The organism is Pedobacter sp. MR22-3 (genome assembly GCF_026240075.1).
GTDB lineage: Bacteria > Bacteroidota > Bacteroidia > Sphingobacteriales > Sphingobacteriaceae > Pedobacter.
The window spans coordinates 1-22,048 of record NZ_JAPIVF010000004.1; the positions used below are offsets into that span (position 1 = coordinate 1).

General features: G+C 39.3%; 17 protein-coding genes and 1 tRNA gene. 5 read left to right on the forward strand and 13 right to left on the reverse strand.

Going from position 1 to position 22,048, the window contains the following annotated elements:
* Positions 1 to 416, forward strand: a 416-nt coding sequence (locus OQ267_RS10005; protein ID WP_265835762.1) for a toll/interleukin-1 receptor domain-containing protein, incomplete at its 5' end; no start/stop codon positions are given.
* 173 nt (positions 417 to 589) lie between these two features.
* On the opposite strand, the gene OQ267_RS10010 is transcribed toward OQ267_RS10005, so the two are convergent.
* Both OQ267_RS10010 and OQ267_RS10015 read right to left on the reverse strand, forming a co-directional pair.
* Complete coding sequence (locus OQ267_RS10010) at positions 590 to 1,177, reverse strand: hypothetical protein (protein WP_265835763.1); 588 nt, start codon at positions 1,175 to 1,177, stop codon at positions 590 to 592.
* Positions 1,178 to 1,181: 4 nt separating this feature from the next.
* On the reverse strand, positions 1,182 to 2,093 hold the full coding sequence (locus OQ267_RS10015) for a HEPN domain-containing protein (RefSeq protein WP_265835764.1): 912 nt from the start codon (positions 2,091 to 2,093) through the stop codon (positions 1,182 to 1,184).
* A 375-nt stretch (positions 2,094 to 2,468) separates the two neighbouring features.
* On the opposite strand from OQ267_RS10015, the gene OQ267_RS10020 reads away from it, so the two are divergent.
* The 3 genes from OQ267_RS10020 to OQ267_RS10030 are packed head-to-tail and all read left to right on the forward strand — an operon-like array spanning position 2,469 to position 5,809.
* The gene (locus tag OQ267_RS10020) at positions 2,469 to 2,783 is read left to right on the forward strand and encodes a hypothetical protein (protein ID WP_265835765.1); all 315 of its coding nucleotides are present in this window, start codon (positions 2,469 to 2,471) and stop codon (positions 2,781 to 2,783) included.
* Position 2,784: 1 nt separating this feature from the next.
* Positions 2,785 to 4,410, forward strand: coding sequence for a DUF262 domain-containing protein (locus tag OQ267_RS10025; RefSeq protein WP_265835766.1), 1,626 nt, complete (start codon positions 2,785 to 2,787; stop codon positions 4,408 to 4,410).
* 4 nt (positions 4,411 to 4,414) lie between these two features.
* Positions 4,415 to 5,809, forward strand: coding sequence for an AAA family ATPase (locus OQ267_RS10030; protein WP_265835767.1), 1,395 nt, complete (start codon positions 4,415 to 4,417; stop codon positions 5,807 to 5,809).
* A 273-nt stretch (positions 5,810 to 6,082) separates the two neighbouring features.
* Here the strand turns inward: OQ267_RS10030 and OQ267_RS10035 are convergent, their stop codons facing one another.
* From OQ267_RS10035 to OQ267_RS10070, 8 genes are all read right to left on the reverse strand, one after another.
* Positions 6,083 to 6,787 carry a nucleotidyl transferase AbiEii/AbiGii toxin family protein gene (locus OQ267_RS10035; protein ID WP_265835768.1) on the reverse strand — a complete coding sequence of 235 codons (705 nt, stop codon included), beginning with the start codon at positions 6,785 to 6,787 and terminating at the stop codon, positions 6,083 to 6,085.
* A complete protein-coding gene (locus OQ267_RS10040) occupies positions 6,745 to 7,233 on the reverse strand; it encodes a DUF6922 domain-containing protein (protein WP_265835769.1) in 489 nt (162 codons plus the stop codon). Before OQ267_RS10040 ends, OQ267_RS10035 begins: the two co-directional genes overlap by 43 nt.
* 95 nt (positions 7,234 to 7,328) lie before the next feature.
* Positions 7,329 to 8,546, reverse strand: a complete 1,218-nt coding sequence (locus OQ267_RS10045; protein ID WP_265835770.1) for a site-specific integrase — start codon at positions 8,544 to 8,546, stop codon at positions 7,329 to 7,331.
* A 316-nt stretch (positions 8,547 to 8,862) separates the two neighbouring features.
* Positions 8,863 to 8,935, reverse strand: a tRNA-Lys gene (locus OQ267_RS10050).
* A 336-nt stretch (positions 8,936 to 9,271) separates the two neighbouring features.
* Complete coding sequence (locus OQ267_RS10055) at positions 9,272 to 10,252, reverse strand: type IX secretion system membrane protein PorP/SprF (protein ID WP_265835771.1); 981 nt, start codon at positions 10,250 to 10,252, stop codon at positions 9,272 to 9,274.
* A gap of 20 nt (positions 10,253 to 10,272) precedes the next feature.
* Positions 10,273 to 11,217, reverse strand: coding sequence for a gliding motility-associated C-terminal domain-containing protein (locus OQ267_RS10060; RefSeq protein ID WP_265835772.1), 945 nt, complete (start codon positions 11,215 to 11,217; stop codon positions 10,273 to 10,275).
* Between the two features lie 35 nt (positions 11,218 to 11,252).
* Positions 11,253 to 11,945: a hypothetical protein gene (locus OQ267_RS10065; protein ID WP_265835773.1), complete on the reverse strand. Its 693-nt coding sequence runs from the start codon at positions 11,943 to 11,945 to the stop codon at positions 11,253 to 11,255.
* Positions 11,946 to 11,967: 22 nt separating this feature from the next.
* Complete coding sequence (locus tag OQ267_RS10070; RefSeq protein ID WP_265835774.1) at positions 11,968 to 14,856, reverse strand: hypothetical protein; 2,889 nt, start codon at positions 14,854 to 14,856, stop codon at positions 11,968 to 11,970.
* Positions 14,857 to 15,449: 593 nt separating this feature from the next.
* On the opposite strand from OQ267_RS10070, the gene OQ267_RS10075 reads away from it, so the two are divergent.
* Positions 15,450 to 15,779: an alpha/beta fold hydrolase gene (locus OQ267_RS10075; RefSeq protein WP_265835775.1), complete on the forward strand. Its 330-nt coding sequence runs from the start codon at positions 15,450 to 15,452 to the stop codon at positions 15,777 to 15,779.
* Between the two features lie 304 nt (positions 15,780 to 16,083).
* Here OQ267_RS10075 and OQ267_RS10080 read toward each other — a convergent pair whose 3' ends face one another.
* From OQ267_RS10080 to OQ267_RS10090, 3 genes are read right to left on the reverse strand one after another with little or no spacing between them, the layout of a single operon-like run.
* Positions 16,084 to 17,142: a LamG domain-containing protein gene (locus tag OQ267_RS10080; protein ID WP_088300652.1), complete on the reverse strand. Its 1,059-nt coding sequence runs from the start codon at positions 17,140 to 17,142 to the stop codon at positions 16,084 to 16,086.
* 10 nt (positions 17,143 to 17,152) lie between these two features.
* The gene (locus OQ267_RS10085) at positions 17,153 to 18,610 is read right to left on the reverse strand and encodes a RagB/SusD family nutrient uptake outer membrane protein (RefSeq protein ID WP_265835776.1); all 1,458 of its coding nucleotides are present in this window, start codon (positions 18,608 to 18,610) and stop codon (positions 17,153 to 17,155) included.
* Positions 18,611 to 18,614: 4 nt separating this feature from the next.
* A complete protein-coding gene (locus OQ267_RS10090; RefSeq protein WP_265835777.1) occupies positions 18,615 to 21,887 on the reverse strand; it encodes a SusC/RagA family TonB-linked outer membrane protein in 3,273 nt (1,090 codons plus the stop codon).
* Positions 21,888 to 22,048 lie beyond the last annotated feature (161 nt).

Genomic DNA, 22,048 nt, shown 5'->3' on the forward strand with positions numbered 1-22,048 from the left:
CTATACCTGACCTTCGTGACGTTTTTCTTTGCCACGCATGGGACGATCGAAAAGGGGCTGCTAAGGAGTTACATGACCTACTCGAATCAAATGGCGTTTCAGTTTGGTTCAGTGAAAAAGACGTTTTGTTAGGCTCATCCTTGCTCCGTGAAATCGACAAGGGATTGGCAAAGTCTCGGGTTGGGATCGTTCTGGTAACTCCTGCGCTACTGCGCCGCCTCAAAGGAGAGGGTATCGCAGATAAAGAACTATCTGCGCTTCTTGCACGAGATTTACTTGTTCCAATTATACACAACACTACATATGACGATCTCCGTGAAGTAAGTCCCTTACTTGGCTCGCGAAGCGGTCTTAGCACTTCTGAAGAAACAATGGTAGATGTCGCGGCAAAATTATCCGAATTGGTCGTTGTTTAATTTTGTTCCTATAGCATTTTGCCATTAAATTTCCCCCCGCGCATTTGCGGCCTGCAAAAACGGCCAGCCCACACAGCCCCGCTGTTTTTGCTCTGGTGTTTACGGAAAAGGTTTGGTGGTTGGCCTGTCTTTTCCGTTAGGCCCTTCGTTCAGTTGGGACGGAAAATAAAGTTTTAATTGCCATCTTTTATGCGCTCACTAATCAGCCAGGTAGCCTCAAACAGTTTAACCAATTGTTCGTAAACTGTGATTACTTCAGATTTGGAAAGGCTTTCTTCCATGAAGGAGTTGCTCAGCGCTTCGTGAAGCCATGTGTTCAGGATTTTTTTGTACCCGTCCAGTTTATAGATCCTGAACATTTTCTTGAGTACAGATGAAGGCTTTACGATCTCCCGAATGCCCAGATTTTCAGGATAGTACCGTAGCTTCTTCCTTTCCGTTTTGATGTACCATGTTGCGACTTCTCTTTCCTGTTTGTCATCGAAGTCAAGCCTGCCTAGCTTGTGGCGCTTTAAGAGCCAGGCGGCTTCTATCAGCTTTATGGTCAGTTCGTAGTGATAGACCAGGCTGTCTGGGTTACATTTTTTCGGTTTTTCGGATGCGATCGCAACATCGTTTCGCCAGCGTTTCAGCATCTTCAAATGATTGGGCAACCAGGCGTGACTGAAAAAATCGTGTAGCACTTTTACCGGATTTGTTATTTCATCTTGGTCAAGATAAACGATCCTGTTATCTGATGTTTTTTTTATTTGCTTGTTCATAATTTCAAATATTGGCCTGTAATATTTTTTCGATCTGTAAATGATCAGCGGTTTTCAAGACTGCATAATCTGATGCCGATTTAGCCAGCAGTGCTATCTTTTCATTGCACATCTCCTTTGCCAGCAAAAGAAAAGAGGCGACCAGTTGATAAAGAGACTCGGCATCCTGCCGGGAAACCGTAAAATCATCTTTATAACGTGAACCAGAATAACTTTTTGCCATGATAGCAAATAACCGCTCATCTTCGGGAGTGGACAAAAAAAGTTGAAAAGGGCGCTCGGAAAAGCAAGTACACAAACGGAGCAGGCGGTAAAGGTTATGGAATTCCGAACGGTAGGCAATATGAACCCTCACCAGGCAAATACAAGTCTGTTCTACGGCCTGATGGAGCATAAAGGCACATATTCCAAACTGTTCCTTCTCCAGACATTCGGATGCGCACATCAGAAATCCGTCAGCTAGTGGTATACGATGTTCATAATGTTTAAGCGCCTTGATTGCGCCCTTTGTGGGGATAAACGCAGATATTGGATCACTGTCTAACAGTCCATCCTTACTATAGAGCAGTTTTCCATAAGTAAGCACTCCGATAAAAAAGCGGCTGTTTTGCTGTACCGCGTCCATAACCGATTGCCTGCCATGGCAGATCACGGTAATCGTTCCATGTTGATAATAGGTGTTGGCAAAATCCTGCATTTCATAATCTATTCGGGTTGCAGTTTCGGTAACTACCAATAGGCAATGGTCGCATTTAGAATAGCCTTCATTGTCGTTAAAGCATCCTTGGGAATTATTAGTGTAGCTGTTCTGCGAAAAGCTGAAGATCTGGAGTGGTTCGAACTTCTGGGCGAGCCGATGGATAAACTCCCTGAAATGGACAGCGTGTTCGGCTTCTGGTGATAATTTTGGTTCCATATTGATCTCATTTAAATTTCTTTCAAATGAGTCTTGGAAGTGGGCGGCACAAAATAAGGCGTGAAACCCACTTCCCGTCTTAGTGGCCCTGAGAAGCCTTGGATACGGAAAAGCAGGCTCACGCCTATGACGTGAGCACTACACTTACCTCTCGTATCCATTTGAAATTTCTCAGGTTTCTAAGACGAGACTCGAAGTGCGAATGCTTCAATATTTTGTGAAGTAATCGCTAAAAATAATTCTTTATTTTTTCATACCCAAACGTAGTAAAAAGTCCAGATAAAAACAAACTATTCGTACTTTTAAATTTACTAATAGTTCTTTTTTGTAAATGGATAGTAATTTATTGACGACTTTAGTTACAAATCCACTAATATGGCTAATTGGAAGAACAACAATAACAGTCCCGAAAAGGACCTTTCGTCAATAGGCGCAATGTTTGAAACCAACAAGATCAAAAAGATGTATGATATTTCTGAGTTGTATCCGACTAAGATTATTAAATTGTTAGGTATCAATTCGGAACGTTACTCTGTGAAGTTGGCTGATCCTGAAAAGTTTACCGTTTCTGAAATACTACGTTTAGCCTACATACTAAATATTGACCCAAATCTTATCATTGATGTAATACAGACAGAAACTGAGAAGAAGATAGTTAATAGATTAAACATGAATAGAAATAAAAAATAATATGGCACTATCTTTAAATGCGGAACAGAAAGAGCTCTCAAAAATTTTTAAAATTGAAGAACAATATATAATTCCATCTTACCAAAGACCATATTCTTGGGAGTACGACCAAGCCTTTCAGTTGTATAATGATTTATTAAGTGCCTTTAATTCTAAGCAAGATTATTTTATAGGTAATATTATTATTGCCAAGGCAGATAATAATAGGGATACGTTAGAAGTTGTCGATGGTCAGCAGCGACTTATAACCCTATTACTTCTGTTTAAGGTACTTTATCTGTTTCAACCAGAGCTTCAAATATTAGGAGAACTGTTGGAAAAAAAAGATTGGGAAGGAATTACTACAGTACCCCGTATAAAATCTAATGTCTTTGAAGCTAACGATGAGGAGGCTATTACTAATGTTTTAAGCTACGATTTGGATGGGTTGCGTAATAGGTTTTCTTCAGTAGTGGATAAAAATCAAAAAGTAATTGAGCGCTACTGCTCAAGTAGGTTTGAGGCCACAACGTTATACTTTTTTAATTGGATTCAGTATTATGTTGAGAACCATTCAGATATTAAAGATTTCACATTTTATTTGTTAAAACAAGTTTATTTGCTGCCCATTGAATTAAGTGGGCCTACACAAGATGAAGCTAATGAGAAAGCCTTAGTGATATTCGAAACGATTAATAATAGAGGGATGAATCTAGAGGATGCAGATATATTTAAAGCAAAACTGTATAATAAGGCCAAGAATATCAAGGAAGAAGGCATCTTTATTGAGCAATGGACCGATTTTAAAAGTAATGCTAGTAGCCTAAATTTAGATATCGATGACATTTTTAGATTTTATTCGCATATAATTCGTGGTAAAGAAGGGATAACTTCCAGTGAAACTAACCTAAGAGAATTTTTTATCAATGAGAAATTTTCACCATTTGAGTTGAAGAAATACCGCGAGGTGTTAAATGACTTGTTTAGGATAATCGAAATTTTAGAAGCTTTAAATCAAGAAAGAGTTAAAGAAACCAACCTAGCTAAGTGGATTCAGATTATAGACGCTTACACTAACCAATATCCAAAATATGCAATAGTAAATTACTTATTTGTTAATAACTTAAAATTAGATCAAGAATTTGAAGAATTTTTAAAATCTATAATTAGATTTACATACTATCAGGGTTCAACTTCTACGGTTAAGTTCGAAATTTATAATATTATTAAACAGACGTCTTTGAATATTGATATCAATACTTATCATAAAAGCGATGTTTCAAGAAAAGACTTCAATTATTTAGGCAGATTAAAAAAAGGCTTCGCGTTGCTAGCATATTACCTTAAATCAGGAAGTGCACTTTCATCATATAATATTGATAAAATTATAAGTCTAAAGGATAAAAAACACCTTGTATCGGATTGGCAAGATATTGATTTGAATAACATCATTGATAGTCTAGGGAATTTTGTAATTCTTGACATCCCTAAGAGAAATATACCGTTAAATAAAAAGGCTGAATATTTTCAGATTTCTCGTATTGAAGAAGTACGTGAATTATTTTCAAATAGTAATTTCTCATATTCTGATTTCGAAGAGAGGGATAAAGAATTAAAAGATCGTATTGTTAATTTTTTTAAGGGCTAAATGGATGAATAAGCTTAAGTTGGAAGATTTTAAGGCATTTGAAGGTGAATTGATTCTTTCATTGGATAGGAAGAACTTACTTTTATATGGTGAAAATGGGGCAGGCAAAAGTTCTCTTTATGAATCAATTAGAACTGTATTTTTTAGTGATCGACTTGAATCAAGTATTACGGCCCAAACACCAGAAGATTTATTGCAACTACAGAATGAGTTTTGGAGTTCATTTAATAATAAAATTTCGAACAGGGACTTTAAAATAGAAATAAATGACACGGTTTATCGTGATTTTGATGCTTCTAACTATCAAGTTTTTTTGATATCAATCGAAGAGCTTTTAATCGAAAACAAATTAAATTTGAAATCTCTTCTTGAAAAGTTTTGCATTTCAATAGATAATATAGAGGATTTCTGCACCGATAGTCATGAACAAGTAGAAAGTGAGGTTAACCTGGCGCTTTCAAGTTTTTTAGAAAATGTTAAAATTGAAATAGACGAAGAAGAACAGTTTGATATTAAGATAATTGATACTGAAAGAAATATTGAAAGAAAATCAGAGATAAGAAAATATTTTAACGAGGCAAAATTGAATTTGATCCCTCTCTTGATATTATTAAATGTTGCTTACAAGGTTAAAGATAACACTAAAAGTAAAATACTTGTTCTAGATGATTTTATAACAAGTTTAGACTCATCAAACAGAACATTTTTAATTAAATATATTCTAGATAAATTCCAGGATACGCAGATCCTAATATTTACCCATAACATCAGTTTCTATAATTTAATAATGTATGTCATAAATGAAATTGAACTATCTAATAGCAAATGGGTTTTTGCCAACTTGTTTGAAATAAAAAATAAACATAAGCTTTATATAAAATCAGAAATAGAACGAGTTAAAACAATAAAAGAAGCATTTGAGAATCTTTCTGGAACACCTAGTCAAGACGAAATTGAAGGCATTGGTAATAGAATTAGAAAGAAATTTGAAATTTTGTTATATGAATACTCAAAGCTATTAATGGTTGGGGCAGTTGAGGATAGTAGAAAAATTCTTGATAGGATAACAAATGGTAAATCAAGCTACTATCTAGATAAGAAAACTGCATCTGATTTAATTGATTCAATTGAAAACATTTTGGCGGAAAATAATGATAACAATTTGATTTCTAGATTACAAAATCTAATAGAAACTTATAAAAATCTGGAGTTTGCAAATTTCCAAAAAATCTTAAAAGAACTCAAACTATATCAAAAGGTTACCATGCATCCTATGTCCCATGGAATAACAGGGATGCCAACGTTTACGACAAAAGAGATTTCGAATTCTTTGATATTATTGCAAAAGATGGAAGATTATTTAAAAGAAATTGTTAATACCAATATTGCTTCAGTCTAGAGCAAATAGATATATAATACTTAGAAACGTTAAAAGATTACTTGATTTAAATGCAATCTGTTTACTTATATGACTAATACAATAGATTTCAAGTTAAGCGAAGCTGATTAAATTTGACTAGTGGAGAACCGGGGAACCATCCAGATGTTGTTAGAGAAAGGATATTTCGACATAATCTCTTAAAAAAAAGGTTTTTTAGATGTCAGTTTGGTACCTCAAGATAAGATTGCTTATCACGAATTGTGATAACCTATCCCTGTTATTTGTGTAAATCTAACGACTCATCCCTCTGCCACGGTCATTTTTCTGGCTATTTTTTGCTTCCTGAAGCTTACGGTATAATTCCCTGCTTTCTAATAAGCGGGTATATTCACTTGCCGCCTTTGAAATACTTTTCTGCACATCCTGCCATTTTAGCTTTGTGTCCATAAGTTTTACAGGAACATTAAAGTCGATATCGTTATGGTACATTAGAGACGACCTAGCAGTGTTAGGGTCAACATTTGGATATTTCCGGCAGTAGTAATCCAATATTTCATCTAAAGGCATTTCCATTAACAGGTAATGCATATCGATAAAATCCTTGATTCGTTGTCCGCTATTCACAATTGCATTGATTTTCATGGCCGATATATCCTGGTTGGACATCATCCGTATGCCTTCAATCGTTTCTATTGGTCTGATAGATGGATACTTGTGCGAGATAAAATCAAAATCAACTTCGCCAATGCTACCACTTACATAATTGCCCTTATGGCGTTTTACATCCGCGCCATAGCTGTTCCTTAAGTATACAGCGAGTTCATCACCATCAAAGTCCGATGAGCTGAAAAGATCGATATCTATGGATTCCCTATGACCGATCCTCAGGGATAATGCGGTACCGCCTACAAGGTAAAAGGAGTTGAGCTGATGGTCTTGCATCAGTGTCTGGATTAGATCCAGTGTCCTTGGTGTAACTGTTTCTTTGTGTAACATCTAAGTTTTTCTTTGCTCAACTGAAAATATTTGCAAACGGCCTCCATGGTCATATCAGAAAGATACGTGATGTCTTCTATAAGGGCTTTCACAACATTTTCTCTACCATAAAACCTGATCATCTCTTCCCAATCCATTGTATTGCCTTTATCAAGCACACGTTCGATAACGGTTTTGTAACTCCTGTTCCAGTCCAGTTTTTCGAAATCAAAGTCCCAGAACAGTACCTTTGGAAGGTCGGGTCTTCTGATCTTTTGTATCAGTGGCTGTCTTTCAATCTTGATTTCATCGTTTTCGAACGGAATCTTCTTTTTCGAAAGATAGTTGTTCAATGTGTGATAGTTATAGGTTGGGTAGCTGTCGCAAAATCCTTTCAGACTTGAAAACACATCGATATCTGTACTGGCAAATCTTTTCCAGTGCACAACGATTACTCTTTTGTTCAATTCCTTTAACATCCTACAAAGCTAACCAAAACAGGAATTAATGCCTAATATTTTTAAATATTTGTCAGTTGATTGTGATTATTAAATTTATCGATTTATATCATAGCTAACTTTTTCTTTAGCACTGCCATGTCTTCGCTTACCTTGATATCCAAAATCTTCGCGTAATGCTGGGTGGTCCTGATGTTCGTATGTCCGAGCATCTTCGATACGCTTTCTATCGGTACACCGTTCAACAGGGTAACCGTAGTCGCAAAGGTATGGCGGGCAATGTGTGAGGTGAGTTTCTTTTCAATTCCGCACAGTTCGGCAATTTCCTTCAGGTATTCGTTCATCTTTTGGTTGCTGGGAACTGGAAGAAGCAAGCCTTTATTGAGGCAAACTTTGTTGGTGGAATATCTATCGACAATTTCAACAGCTGTTGACAGTAGCGGAACCGATGACCTTGTTTTGGTTTTCTGCCGATTGGTAAAGATCCATCGGTCGCCATCAATTCCCTTTCTGATATTCTCCTGTTTCAATTTGAAGACATCGACATAAGCCAAACCAGTAAAACAGCAGAAAATAAAAACGTCTCTTACCTGCTTCAATCTATCCGATAAAAACTCTTTGCCCGCGATATGAGCCAATTCCTCTTTGTTCAGATAAAAGCGATCGACGTTCTTCGTTTTGCCTTTATAAGCGGTAAATGGGGATTTGTCTATCCATTCGTTCTCTATACAGATACGAAGGATTTTCCCAAGGTTTTTAATGTTCTTTACCACATAATTGTTCGCACAGTTCTTATCAGATCTTAGATAATGGTCAAATCCATTTAGAAATGCCTGGTCGATAGTTCTAATATCCATATCGGCTACACCATATTTCAAAGGAATAAAAACCTTAAGGTGTCTTTCCAGAACTTTATAACGGTTCAATGTGCCACGCACATAATCTTTTCCCACAAGTTGTTCCATCTTCAAATTATGGTCTGCAACCGCTTCCAGTAGGGTATGGGAGTTGGTTAGCGTACCGAGGTAACTGGATTTGATTGCTTCGGCAGTAATAGGCAGTCCCATATCGAAAACACACTGATGCGCATAATAAATCGCATTCTGCAATTGGTCAAGATGGGTATTCAACACCTTGATCTCTTCTTTTGAGCCGATGGCTCTGCCGCCCTTGGCGTTCCATCGTTTGGGGTCGCAATCCCGATTGGTGGCCATCTCCGCACGGTTTCCCTCTACAGTAATCCTCATGTAGATTGGCACATTTCCATTTACATAGTTCTTTTGCTTTTTCAGATAGAAAAGCAGGCTAAAATTGGTCTTCATAATCTAACGATTAAAGGTGAAACAACCCGAGAACCGACTTTCGGTTCGAGAGCTGCATCGCCGTTAAAAAACACTAAATAACGACGATGCAAACATAGCTTTGCAACTAAATCCACACAAGATGTTCAGTTTTTAACAGCCTGTACATTAAATGATTATGTACAATTCGGTGAGTCAATTTTAACCGTTTTGCCTTACTCACCGAATCACTCACCAAAGTTTTGTGAATTCGTGCGATTTTTGGCAATTCCCTAAAAGCAAAAACCCTGCTAATCGTGCGATTGCAGGGTTTTATACGTTTTGATAGTCTTTGGTGTGATCCCGCTGGGATTCGAACCCAGGACCACTACATTAAAAGTGTAATGCTCTACCAGCTGAGCTACGGAATCTACTTTGTCAAAAACGTCCTCCGTTTCTTTTAAAGTGTTGCAAATATAGGATTCAACCAGCGCTGTTGCAAATAAAAATAGCGCAAAAGTGCTACTGTATTGATTTATAAGGCAATTAATTATTATTATTTCATTTTTAGAATAGGTTTCAATATCTTAATGGCAATGATGACTGCCAACTCTCCAGCACCAAATCTTATTATTTAGCATCTGCATTTTTTGCCACTTATTTTGTGATGACCATACCTTGATCCTTTGTTTTAAATTTACAGGGTTTAAAAAAGGAATGTCAGTTAGCGCATTCAAACTATTTTAAATTAGTCGGTTTCACAAAACTTAAAAATAACACTTCGGTCTCCGGCTCTTTTTAGTTTCAATATAATATCCAACCGATATTTCATGCGAGCCGTAATCATAATTATTTAGCTTGTTCAGGCTATAATCATAACCATAACCAATACGCAGGTTGGACCGGATAAAAAATTCACTGATGAAACCAGCAGCAGCCTTACTGTTCAGACCGCGCTGCAGATTGCCTTTGGGATAAAGTTCTACTGAAGTCCGGTAAACTGCGCCAAGCCAAAAACGCTCTTTGATTAATATAAAGGCATTTAAATCTAGAGAAGTTGGTCCATGTAAATCATCCTTAATTAAAAAGGTAGGTTTAAAAACGAAATCCTCATTTACAGGAAATGCCATGCCTGCGGTGAGGTAAAAATGTGGTTGAACTTTTACATTAAGCGCATTGTAATCGCTAAATACTGATAGTGATTTGGCCAGAAGATTGTTGGCAGAAAAGCCAATAAAAAACTTTTCGTTGGAATAATGAACACCGGCCCTTACATCAGGTGTGGTTTGACTGACCACTCCCGTAATGATACGGTTATCACCTTCTTCAATAGCCTCCAGCAAATTACCATTTAAGGATGATTGAATTACGCCTACGCCCAAACCAAAGGCAAGGATATTGGTTTCGGTACGATCCAGTTTTATCCGGTAGGCAAAGTTTGCAGATGCATTTAAACTACTTTGTGCACCAATTTTATCTTTGGTGATGATCATGCCGAGGCCTAAACTTTCATCATTAACTGCTTCATCTGCAGATATGGAAAGAGTTTGCGGTGCACCTCGAACGCCGGTCCATTGTGCCCTGGCAAAAGCCTGAAGATAAAGTTCTTCCTTATAACCTGCATATGCCGGGTTGATATACATGCCATTAAATACATACTGTCCAAACTGGGCATCCTGTTGCGCCAAAAGCTTAAAAGCAGATGTAATCATGATTAAAACAAAAAATATCCCTCTCCAAATGTTCATGCTTATATATTTTATCATATTTACCGTATTACGGTTATGTAACCTTTGTAATCTTGCCAGGCTGATGTTCCGTTCTTCACTTTAACTATATAGAAATAGGTTCCATCTGCCAGTCCCTGAGCAGTCCAATCATTTTGGTAATGACCGGATTGGTAAACCGTACTTCCCCAACGGTTAATAATGGTTACTTCATTTGATTCAAATGATTCCAGGAGTTGGATATAAAAAGTGTCGTTTTTGCCGTCCCCATTAGGCGTAAAAACATTTGGTATTCTTAAACCTGAAATCTCTTTTTGATCGGTTGATGTATTATTGGCCAAATTCGGATCAAACTCTTTAACCGTAACCACGGCTGTATTACTCACTATACCAGATTGTTTCGCTCTCACTTTAACCACCAGTTCAGCAAACTTACCGTTTGCCAGTAAAGGAATATTCCAGTTGATGGTTTGTTTAGATTGATCGAAGGTGGCTAAGCCATCTGTAGGCTGTTCAAGGCGTTCCAATAATAAGTTATTTGGAAACGCATCTTTAATTTCCAGCTGGGTGGCATCATGTGAACCATTATTAATGACGTTCAGATAATAATCAAAGACCTGGTCAACGACTACAATTTTTGATTCTGACCGCTTGGTGATGGCTACATCGGCAACAGATCTATGTGGCACAACGACTTCCATTTCATCAGAGATATCTGAGAAGCAGCCCAGCGCATTCCATGTAGCCACTCTATAAATTCCTGCAGTTGCGGTAATCAGTGTCTGTTTATTTTGCCCGTTCACCAATACATTATCCTTATACCAGATATACGAAGCTGCCCCCGCCGAATTTGCACGCAAAACCACTGACGATCCTGGTGAGATCGCAATCGTTTGCCGCCCTTCGGAAGCAATCTGGCCCATTGCTGTTTGAATAAAAAACAACATCAAAGCCAATGACAGAAAGGAGAATACCCTTCGTTTCATTTATACCTTATATTTCAGAAAATGTAACCTTCTACCTAGAAAGTAACTGCGGTGGCAGTACCTGTAATGGTTCCTGGCGTAATGGTTGGTTTTGTTGGCTTAGCTGTAACCGTAATATCATGATCTGCAGTTTGCGCACAATAGTTTTTGCTACCAATTACATAACCTACTTTTAACCTGTGTTTTTTTGTTCCAACTGTAGCAGGCGCAGATGGTGTATAATCTTTTGCTGTTGCACCTGCTATTGCAGTTTCTACAGTACCTTCAACAGTATACCATTGATAGGCCAATGTAGTGATGGTAGGATCTTCCGGATTGGTAACTGAACCAACCTGTGCCAACGGACTTTCCAAACAGAAATTGGCAGGTGTAAAATCAACTGCCAAAGGTTTAAGTACATATACGGGTATTTCCTGCAATTCAGACTCACAGGCACCTGCTGTGGTTGATTTGGAACTTAAATAATAATAGCCGGTATTTAAATCAGCTGCTGCAATTTTATTTCCTGACACTAAAGTAATACCTGTACCTGGCGTAGTGGTTTGCGTTGCACTATACTTCACAATCCAGTCTTCTCCGGAAGGAGGAGATGGCAAAGTAAGGTCTGAACCCTTACAGAATAAACTCACCCCAGGGGTGTTTGGAAGTACCTGTGCAGATACTTTTGAAAATGTGCAGATGATAACGAAAATAACTGCGAGGATGGTTTTTGTAGTAGAATTTTTCATGGGGACTGATTTTTTTGTTTAATTAATATTGAGATGTAGTTTGCACCAGCACATGCGGTGCTGATGGTTTTGGATTTATTTTAATGTTAAAATTAATTTGAGCACTGCAGCCTGCTGCATTTTTTAAGGTTAGTATGCCCGTATGCATACCTGCCGGGGCATTAACAGGGATGTTAAAAGGAATACTTCCTACTGGTAAAGTCTGGCTGATCACAGGATCAAAACCAGCTGTATTCCAGTTAATGCTATATGTTACAGGGTTATTTACCGGGTTGGTATAACTTAATGATGATGCCGTAAAGCCCTGACAAATTTCAGGTTCAGTACCAAGCGTTAAACCGGGCAGGCCACTTATCACTACGATAAAATCTGTTTTTTTCTCTTCGCAACCTCTAGCAGTAGCAGTTATCGTTGCCGTACCTGAAAAGGTATCATTCCAGGTTACCTGACCACTGGTGGCATCAACAATACCTGCCGCTAAAGGCAATAGCGAGTACACTATTTCTGTAGTGTTGCTTGCAGTTGCCCTATAAGTATCTGTGCCAGCACCAATACAGCGTTTATCAGTTAATCCGCTGTTAAAAACGGGTGTGCTAACCTTTCCGTTTACTGTAATATTTCCGGTTATGCTTAATGCATTTCCGGCAGTACCAGTTACAGTGTAAGTTTTTGCTGAACCTGCGGTAGTGGGTGTACCACTAATGGTTAATTTTTTTGTTGAACGATTATAGGCTGAAGTTATGCCAACCGGTAATCCCGCAACGCTAACGTTAGTCGTACCTGCCGGGATGTCATAAATAATATCATCCATCGCCGTACCTACACAAACTATTCGATCGCCAGAACCTGTATTGGTGGTAACCGAGCTCTGATCATTATTGGATACCTGATCAGATTGAGTACCCGTAATGGTCGCAGTATTTACATTCTGGCCTGTTTTTACCACCTGGGCCGTAATCGTTAAACTTATGCTGGTATTACTGGCTAAATCGCCTATGGTCCATACTCCAGAAGCTGGATCATAACTGGTGCCCTGTGGTGCTACGTTTGATACATAGGTAAACCCGTTAGGCAACAAATCCGTAACTGACACCCCTACTGCATTGCCATTACCTAAATTTTCGGCCTTTAGGGTAAATACGACATTGCTGTTTAATTCCGGGTAGGCTACATTAACCGTTTTAGTAATGGAGCGGTCGATATTACAAAGGGAGATGTTTAAAGGTAATGAAGGGGCGCTGATACCACATTCTAACTGCGTAGTCACACTGTAATTTCCAGATAATGTGGCCACGTACGTATTGTTCGTAGCGCCGTTTATCGGCTCACCATTCAGATACCATTGGTACGGGCCTGCATTTGGCTTAACAGTTAGTGTTGCAGCAGTACAATCTGTTTGACTGACAGCAGGTTGTTCTGCCTTTTCAGGGAAACGGGAAATAAAATTAGACATCGAAAAGGCATTACTTTGCTGCACCATCGAAACCGTAAGCCTGCTTGCACTAGTGAGTATAATGGTAGCGGGCTCTCCGATATTAGTACGCGTAAAACTCACTAAAGATAAGCCCGTACTGCCCAGTGGTTTGCGACTGTTTATGCCCGCTATAGTTTCAATGTCTTTATTGTTATAAGGCGGGTTGCCATTTGAAGTCAAAAAAATTCTATCTGTACTACTTGTAATAATATAACCGAAATAATCCAGGTTAGTATTTTGGTTATAGGCTGTAAATTTAGTGGTTTCTACCTTTTTAGATCCGGAACAACTGGATATCGGGACTAATGTAGCCACATCCACCTCACAACCTTTGCCGCCAGAAGCACCTGCCGTACCCGAAAACACTTCAATATTTTTAGTCGAAGAGATATAGGTAGAGGAATATCTACCGGTATTTTTTGCCGGATCATAATCTCCGTTCAGATAACCATGGTTAAAGGTTTGCTTATCTCCGGGCTGTGCTAAGGTGTATGTTGTTGATCCTTTCTGAACTCCGTTTTGATCAAAATTGATCACCCTTATGCTGGTGTTTGCCTCCGTTGCAATTATTGTAGTTTGCTCTGCAATCATATTACCTTCGCCCCTAACCACTACATACTCCTTACCCAAGGAAGCAATTGGCGGAATAGGATTGTAGGCACCATCACCGCAGCCACCCGGCGCGTCCAGATCTGCAGAAGTGTTCATTACGGTAGATTGTGAAGATTCAACCAATGTTCCGATAGGTGCATTGAATAAATAACTCTGTCCGGCATTTAATGTAGCTGTAGCCACTCCGCCTATCTTAACAATAGTATTATTTTGGATGGCCATAATGCTATAGATTGGCGGGTGCGCAGAACTTGCAAGATTTCCATCCCGATAATAGCCTACCCTAAAAGATGTTCCTATTGCCGCATCACCAAAACTAAAGAGCGAAGCATTTCCTTTAATATCTTCATCAGTACCATCAGTCCCTAAATTATCAGAAGCTACATTTCTTAAGTTCACCGAAATTGTGCCTGTAGCCTTTACTATTAAACCTGCTGCGTTAATTACGGTATTCAGTGGGTATGCGGGCGCGTCTTTAGGTAACCCGCTAAAGCGTTGTACATAAGGAGTACCCTGCGTGCAGGTAAAATTAAATAATACAGTACCATCGCTTTTAGATATGGTTCCGGTAACGGTTCCACTTTCTGATGCAATGACAATCTCATTGGCCTTGCTCCAGTATTGCCAGGGTGCTGGGGCAATATAATGTACAGAATAAGGAGGTGGAGATAACAGTTTTCCGGCATGTATGGTTGCCGAATAGGAAAAAGCAGCTAAGCTGATGTGTGTTTTGGTTTTACATTGTACAGCAGTATTACTTACCGCAATAAGCAATATTAACCCTGCTAACCTATTAAATAAAAACAGTAGTAACCCTTTAACCATACACCAACCTTATAAAGCCCCTTATGTGCCTAACATGGTTCTGAGATTTATTAAAATGTATGGATACATCTTAATAAATTTTACACAATCAGGTTAATCACCTTTTAAGCGGATCACCTATTTACGTAAATGAAAAATGTATGGTTTTTGGGGATTTTACAGGCCAATTTAAAGAAATATTTTGCACTAAAAAACACCCTAAATATTAATTTTAATGCATTTTAAAGCGGTTTTAAATCAATTAACACACAACTAAAATTGGCTGTATTTCTATTGATACGCGAATCAGCATAAAAATAATTCAATTTGTTTGTTTTTTGAGTTTTGATTTGTTTTAAATATCTTTTATTGAGGCTTTTAACTTATTTCTGTACTTTAAATTTACATGAGAAAAATTTTTTAAGTTTTTTTCTTAAAAAAATCCATGAATGCCGACGTCATTTTAAATTATAGGTAAATAGGAAATATAAGGCAGGTGATCTCGCATCATTAGGTTTAATTTCCTTAAAACAATCTTCGCCTAAGTTGGTCAAGGATTTTATATCTAAAGAAGCAACATGATATCAGTACCATGAGGGAGTATCTGATCTAACATGATTGCGCCAGAAACGTACACTTTGGATCAACACTTTTTGGATCGCCCTGGAAATATTGAAATACAACTCGATCTCGTAAAAAATTATAGCACTAACGGAGCCATGTATCCAAAATTTCATGCCTATTTCAGGGCTTATCATCCACAACTTTTAGCCGTTTGGGGGAATAAAAACCCTTACTTTTTACCTGCTGGTGCCGAAGCCTATAAACGCGATAGTCCTAATGCAACGGTTAAATTCTATCACACGGGCCACTTCGCCCTTGAAACAAACGCTAAAGAGATTGGCCGGGATGTGCTAAACTTTTTAAATGGATTGCCTAAATAATGTCATGCCTGATAACGGAAATGCTCATTTTTTGAATGAAAGCTAATGTGGCGTAAAATTAACTTAGCCATTGTACAGTGGAATCCGCTAGAGACATCTTAATATCAATTGTTAATAAAATAAGAGGCTGTATCATATTTCCAGATTTGTCATGCTGAGCCTGTATAAACACCATTCGGGTATTTTTCTAAAGTCCTTAGACAGGATGACATTTCGAATTTATGATACAGCCTCGTTTTTCGTCGCATTTGTTATCAGGATTCCCTGTTTACGGGAGTTCCTTAACTTACGTATCGGAATAACTCTAATCCGGCTTTTCGTTGTTGTAGATTTTCAGCACTTCATCGGCACTCAAAGCTTTATTATAGTACCTGATATCATCCATAGATCCTTTAAAAAAAGCAGCATTGGAAAAATAAAACGGACTGCTTTTATCTGTAAAGCTTAATATGCCTTTGGGCAGAATCTGGCCAATGGCTAAATTTACAGGTGTGGTAAGGACAGATGCGTTACCGGCAGCACTTTCAGATCGTGTTTGCACACCATCTACATAAAAGCTTATGGTACCATTCCCTGCCGTAACCACAGCGTGGTGCCATGTTCCCACTGCCATTTTCCCAGGATTACTATCCCTATCATAAGTAGCAGCTGGGGTTTTCAGTGTCATGAATAAAAAATTATCAGACTGAAGCTGGAATTTAAAACCATTCCATTTATTTAAAGAAAGGAGATAATTATCAGCAAAAGCTTCTTTAACATTAATCCAGAGGCTGATACTCAATACCTGCGGGTTAAGTGCTGGGCTGTAAGGAACTTCAATATAAGCGCCCTGCTCGAAAGCATAGGCATTGTTAGCCTGACCAAAGCGATCGGTAGTGGCCACTGGCAAAACTCCGCCATCCTGGTGATTATCAGCTGTTCCGATAATCCCTGTCATTAAAGTTCCATTATGGCCATTGCCGGTAGCATCTGCTGCATTACCATTAAAAAGCCATTTCGCCACCAGGTTGGCTGCAGCTACTTCTTCAATTTTTCTTGCACCAAAGTCAGTGGCGGCACGCCTCAAATTGGCTAAGGCATTATTCACTTCCTCCTGAGTATAAGCTCCTGTAACAACTGTTGCGGACAGATCAATAGCAGATTTAAACTGCAGCCTGGCTTGTTTAGGGTACTGACCGATATCGTGGCCTTCCACACTTTGATTATACAGTTGCTTAACAGAATCAGTAAGTTGGGTAAGGCTTGATTTATTAGAAGCATAATCTGGCAGATTGGCTTCATTTTTACAGGATGCAAAAACAGCAATAGCCAGCAGCAGATAAAACGGGTATTTCAATGATGGTTTATAATTTTTAATATTCATTTTAATGGTATTAAAGTTTACCGTTGGCGTTTAATTCCGTTTGAGGAATTGGAAAAAACCGGTTGTTTGTATAATTAAAGTTTGGCGCACCAGGCTTTATTGCAGCATTGGCATATGCCTCGCCATAACGGATCACATCAAAGAAGCGTTGAAACTCCAATGCAAGTTCTGAGCGTCTTTCCCTGCGGATTACCTCCCTTAAATCGGATGGATTAATCACTGTTACCGCAGCTAGCAGATCGGCCGGAGGCGTACCGTCATAATTTTTTCTTGCCCTTTCACGCACTTTATTTAGCGGCACTAGCGCAGCAGCAGATTGACCTGATTCGTTCAGTGCCTCTGCCTTGATAAGCAATAGATCTGCAAAACGCAACGCCTCATAATTCAGGTTTCCATCGTTTTTAGTGGTAGTAGGTACCTCACTTAATGGTTGAACATGTTTTTTAGAGAGATAACCTGTGCTGCTCCATGAAGGGTCAAAAGTATTATCATAATAGGATTTCCCTGTCCTAGCAATAGTCAAATCAAGCCGGGGATCATTCGCTTCAAAATTATTGACCAGACTTTGTGTTGGAAAATAAGTACCTGCTCCATTTAAAGCCCGGGGTGCAAACCAGTAATTCAAGGAATTTCCCTGTGAAGGTTGTACCCCGCGGCTGTGCCATACTGAAAATATGGCTTCACTATTGGTTTTGGCAGATGCATTAAAATTATCGGCAAAGCGGTCTGTTAATGCATAACCTAAAGCTTCTACCTGTTCACTGTATTGAATGGCCTGCGTATATTTTTGTTGAAATAGAGAGGCCTTGGCCAATAAAGCCAATGCGGCACCTTTAGTTGCCCGACCCAGATCGTTGTTTGATTCCCATTTTTGGGGTAAACCGGCGGCGGCTTCCGTGAGGTCTTTTTCAATCTGGGTGTATACTTGTGCCTGCGAAGATGCAGCTACGGCAGCGTCCTCAAGCGTACTCACTTTTAAGCGCAGTGGAATGTTTCCATAAAAATTAGTCAGCAGGAAATAATAATATGCCCGCAGAAATTTCGCCTGGGCAAGCAATTGCGTTTTAGCAGGTTCAGTGATTGCTATATTATCGGTCTTAAGCCCATCAGTGATCACATTACAGCGGTTAATACCATCATAATACCTGGCCCATAAAGATTGTACGGCAGCATTTCCCGGCAGGATATTGTACAGATCAATAGCGGTATAATCTGCCTGTTCACCCGCATTTCCTCCGATAACAACATCATCCGTAGCCACATCACCTAATACCCAAACAGGATTACTGGAAGCATCTGTAAAAGTAAGCGGGATATAAGCTGCATTCACAGCCGTTCTGGCCGTAGACTCATTGCTGAACAGATCTGCATCAGAATAGTAACCCAGTGCAGGCTGATCTAAAAATTTCTTGCAACCCGTTATAGAAATCAGGCACAAGGCAAAAGAAAGTATATATATTTTTTTCATCAGATTAGAAGTTAAGGTTCAGGCCAAGTGTATAAACTCTTGCAGATGGATAAGTTCCCCAGTCAATACCAACAGCCCTTACACCATCGCCCTGACTATTACTACTGGTATAAATCTCCGGATCAAGGCCGGTATATTTTGTAAAGGTTAAAAGATTTTGTCCGCTCATATAAATGCGCATTGATGCTATTTTCAAGGCAGAGAGCACTTTCGGGCTCAAACTATAGCCAACCTGCAGATTTTTTAATCTCAAATAAGACCCATCTTCTAGAAAACGGGTTGATGGTCTTTTATTGTTTGTGGAAGAAGCAGAGCTCCAGGTAAGGCGTGGAAACTGATCAGTACTGCCTGCCCCATTCCAGCTGCCCGTGGCTACACGTTCGGTAATATTAAAGGCACGATAAAAACCTTCAATATCTGTGGCCACCTGGTTATACAACTTATTGCCATATGCCCCCTGAAAAAATACACTAAGATCAAACTGTTTAAACTTCAGGTTCCCGGTAAAGCCGTAAGTGAGTTTTGGAATGGGACTTCCGGCAAACTGCCGGTCTTTCTCATCAATAATCCCATCTCCATTGCTATCCTTATACTTCACATCGCCTGGCTGAATGCCATTACCCTGATAAGCATGTGTAAAGATATCCAGGTTGTTCTGGAAAATCCCTTCCATAGGAAGCAAATAAAATGCCCCTATTGGTTGCCCTACTGAAGTAAGCGTAGCATAATATTCATTGTCTATTCTTCCACCAACAATCGGTGATCCAGCCAGCGAACGTACTTTATTTTGAAGCGTAGCCATATTTCCTGATACATCGTAACTCCAGTTTTCAGAAATCTGATCACGGTAAGAGATTTGAAGTTCAAGCCCCTGATTACGCACTTTACCGGCATTCACATAAGGACTTCCGCCCCCGCCTGCACTTGGTGGCAAAGGATTGGCAAAAAGAATATCGGAATTATCCCTAATGAAATAATCGGCACTGAACTGAAGCTTATTATCAAAAAATCCGGCATCTAAACCAAAGTTACTCTGCGTACTGGTTTCCCAGGTGATGTTTGCATTCCCTCTTGAGGTAAGCGAATTACCTATTACCGGTGTACCACCGAAGGGATAAAACCCGACAAAAGAATTCAATGAGGTATACGCATAATTGCTGATTTCCTGGTTGCCGGTTTGACCGATACTAGCCCTTAATTTTAGCATGGAAAGCGACTTGAAATTTTTCAGAAACGCTTCCTGATCCAGCCTCCACCCTATTGATCCGGCATAGAAATTACCATAACGGTTAGCCGGATTTAACCTGGACGATCCATCCATGCGTACAGTAAAGCTGGCCAGGTATTTATCGGCATACTGATAATCAGCACGACCAAAAAGGGAGAAAAGTGCCCATCTCGATTCGTTCTCGCCATTTTGCTGTATGCCAATTCCGTTATCAAGATATTGAAAATCTTCAGATTGGTTTGGGAAAATTGATCTGGATGCAGAAAGGCCGTTCGTGCGGCTTTTGATATTTTCTGTTCCGGCAAGAATAGTTAGATCATGCTTTTCACCAAACTTCAGGTTATAGGTTAATGTATTGGTCCAGTTATAATCTAACTGGTTCGCATTAGAACGGGCCAGACTGCCAGGGGAGTTTTGTGCACGGTCTCCCCAAATTTTAAAGAACTGTTTAAAATCAGTGATAACCAATGTTCCACCCAAAGTCGTACGGAATTTTAGTCCGTCGATAATTTTAGCCTCAACAAATACATTACCTAACGCGCTATAAGCATTATTGTTCCGGTCGAAGTTATCTGCATAACCCACTGGATTTAACCCATCACCAAAGAAATTTGAATTTTCAGGCAGATCTACATAATCGCCATTGGCTTTAAACACCGGAGTAGCCGGCGTACGGAAAAGAGCATAACGCATGACGCTGGCTCCTTGATTGCCGTTTCCAAAACCATCACCCGAAGCACCTACCTGTTTGGTTTTTGCATAAGAAAGATTCAGGTTTATTCCTGTAGAAAACACTTTGGACAGGGTGCTGTTTACCGCTGTACGCAGGTTAAACCGGTCATAAGCGCTATTATTGATCAATCCATCTTGTTTATAATAATTGGCAGCTACCAGGTAATTCCCGGTTTCATTGCCACCACTTACGGAAAGGTTGCTGTTATTAATCAGTGCCGGTTGTAACACTTCTTTCTGCCAATTTACATCAGGCAAGCTTGCAGCAAGGGAAGCAGGAATTGGTGTCCGTCCATCAGCAACGGCGGCAGCATTAAAGGCTGCAACATATTGCGGCGTATTGGCCATCTTGATTAAATCGCCATGAACCTGAACGCCGGTATATTGTGAAAGATTAACTATTGATTTACCAGATTTCCCTTTTTTAGTGGTAACTACCACAACTCCGTTCGATGCCCTTGCGCCATAAATGGAAGCAGAAGAAGCATCCTTTAAAATGCTGATGCTTTCAATATCTGTCGGAGAAATCTGATTGATGCCTGAAGTACTGGGTACACCATCAATCACATACAGCGGATTATTATTGTTAATGGTTCCTACACCGCGAATCCTTACGGCAATGCCTTCACCCGGAGCACCGGTGCCTTGCGTTACGGATACGCCGGCAGCTTTTCCCTGTAATACCTGATCTACACCGCCTACAGGCATATTATCTATATCGGTAGACCTGACCTGGGAAACGGCTCCGGTAAGATCCTTTTTTTGCTGGGATGAATAGCCGGTAATTACCACATCATCTAACTTCTTGCTTACCGGCATTAAAGAAACGACTATTTCCATTTGATTACCCGGTCGCAAGATTTTGGTATTATAGCCAATAAACAACACCCGAATGGATGAATTACGGTCAGGAAGGTTTATGCTAAAGCGGCCATCAGCATCAGTATTTACTTTATTTGTTTTTCCTACTACCTGTATAATGGCACCAGGAACAGGATTTCCTTTTTCATCTTTTACAATACCTTTCAATACTCTTGAAGTGGTATCGGAAACATTTGGCCGGGAAGTTTTAGTTATTGTATTTTGACTAGCGGAAGCCGGGACAGCAGATTTGACCGGGCTGGAAGTTGGAGGAACATTAATTGGCGGTACTGATGTAGCTGGTACTTTTGGAACCGGATCTGGCGGAATTTGTGTTTTCGCCGTAGAATCCGGTCGCCGCCCGAGCGAATCCGGAGTAGTCTGAGCCTGTACATTGACAGCAGCAGCAGCAGCTAACATAAGAAATAGGAAATACCTTCGTAACAGTAACTTCATCTTAAATTTCGGGTTAATAATCTTAATCGTACTGCAATACAATCCAGATGATGAAAATGTTTTAGTAAAGCATATTTTATTTTCCACAGGCAGGCCGAACAATCTTGATTTTGAAGTATCATTATAAACGTTATTAGGACATTTATAAAAAAGTAATATAT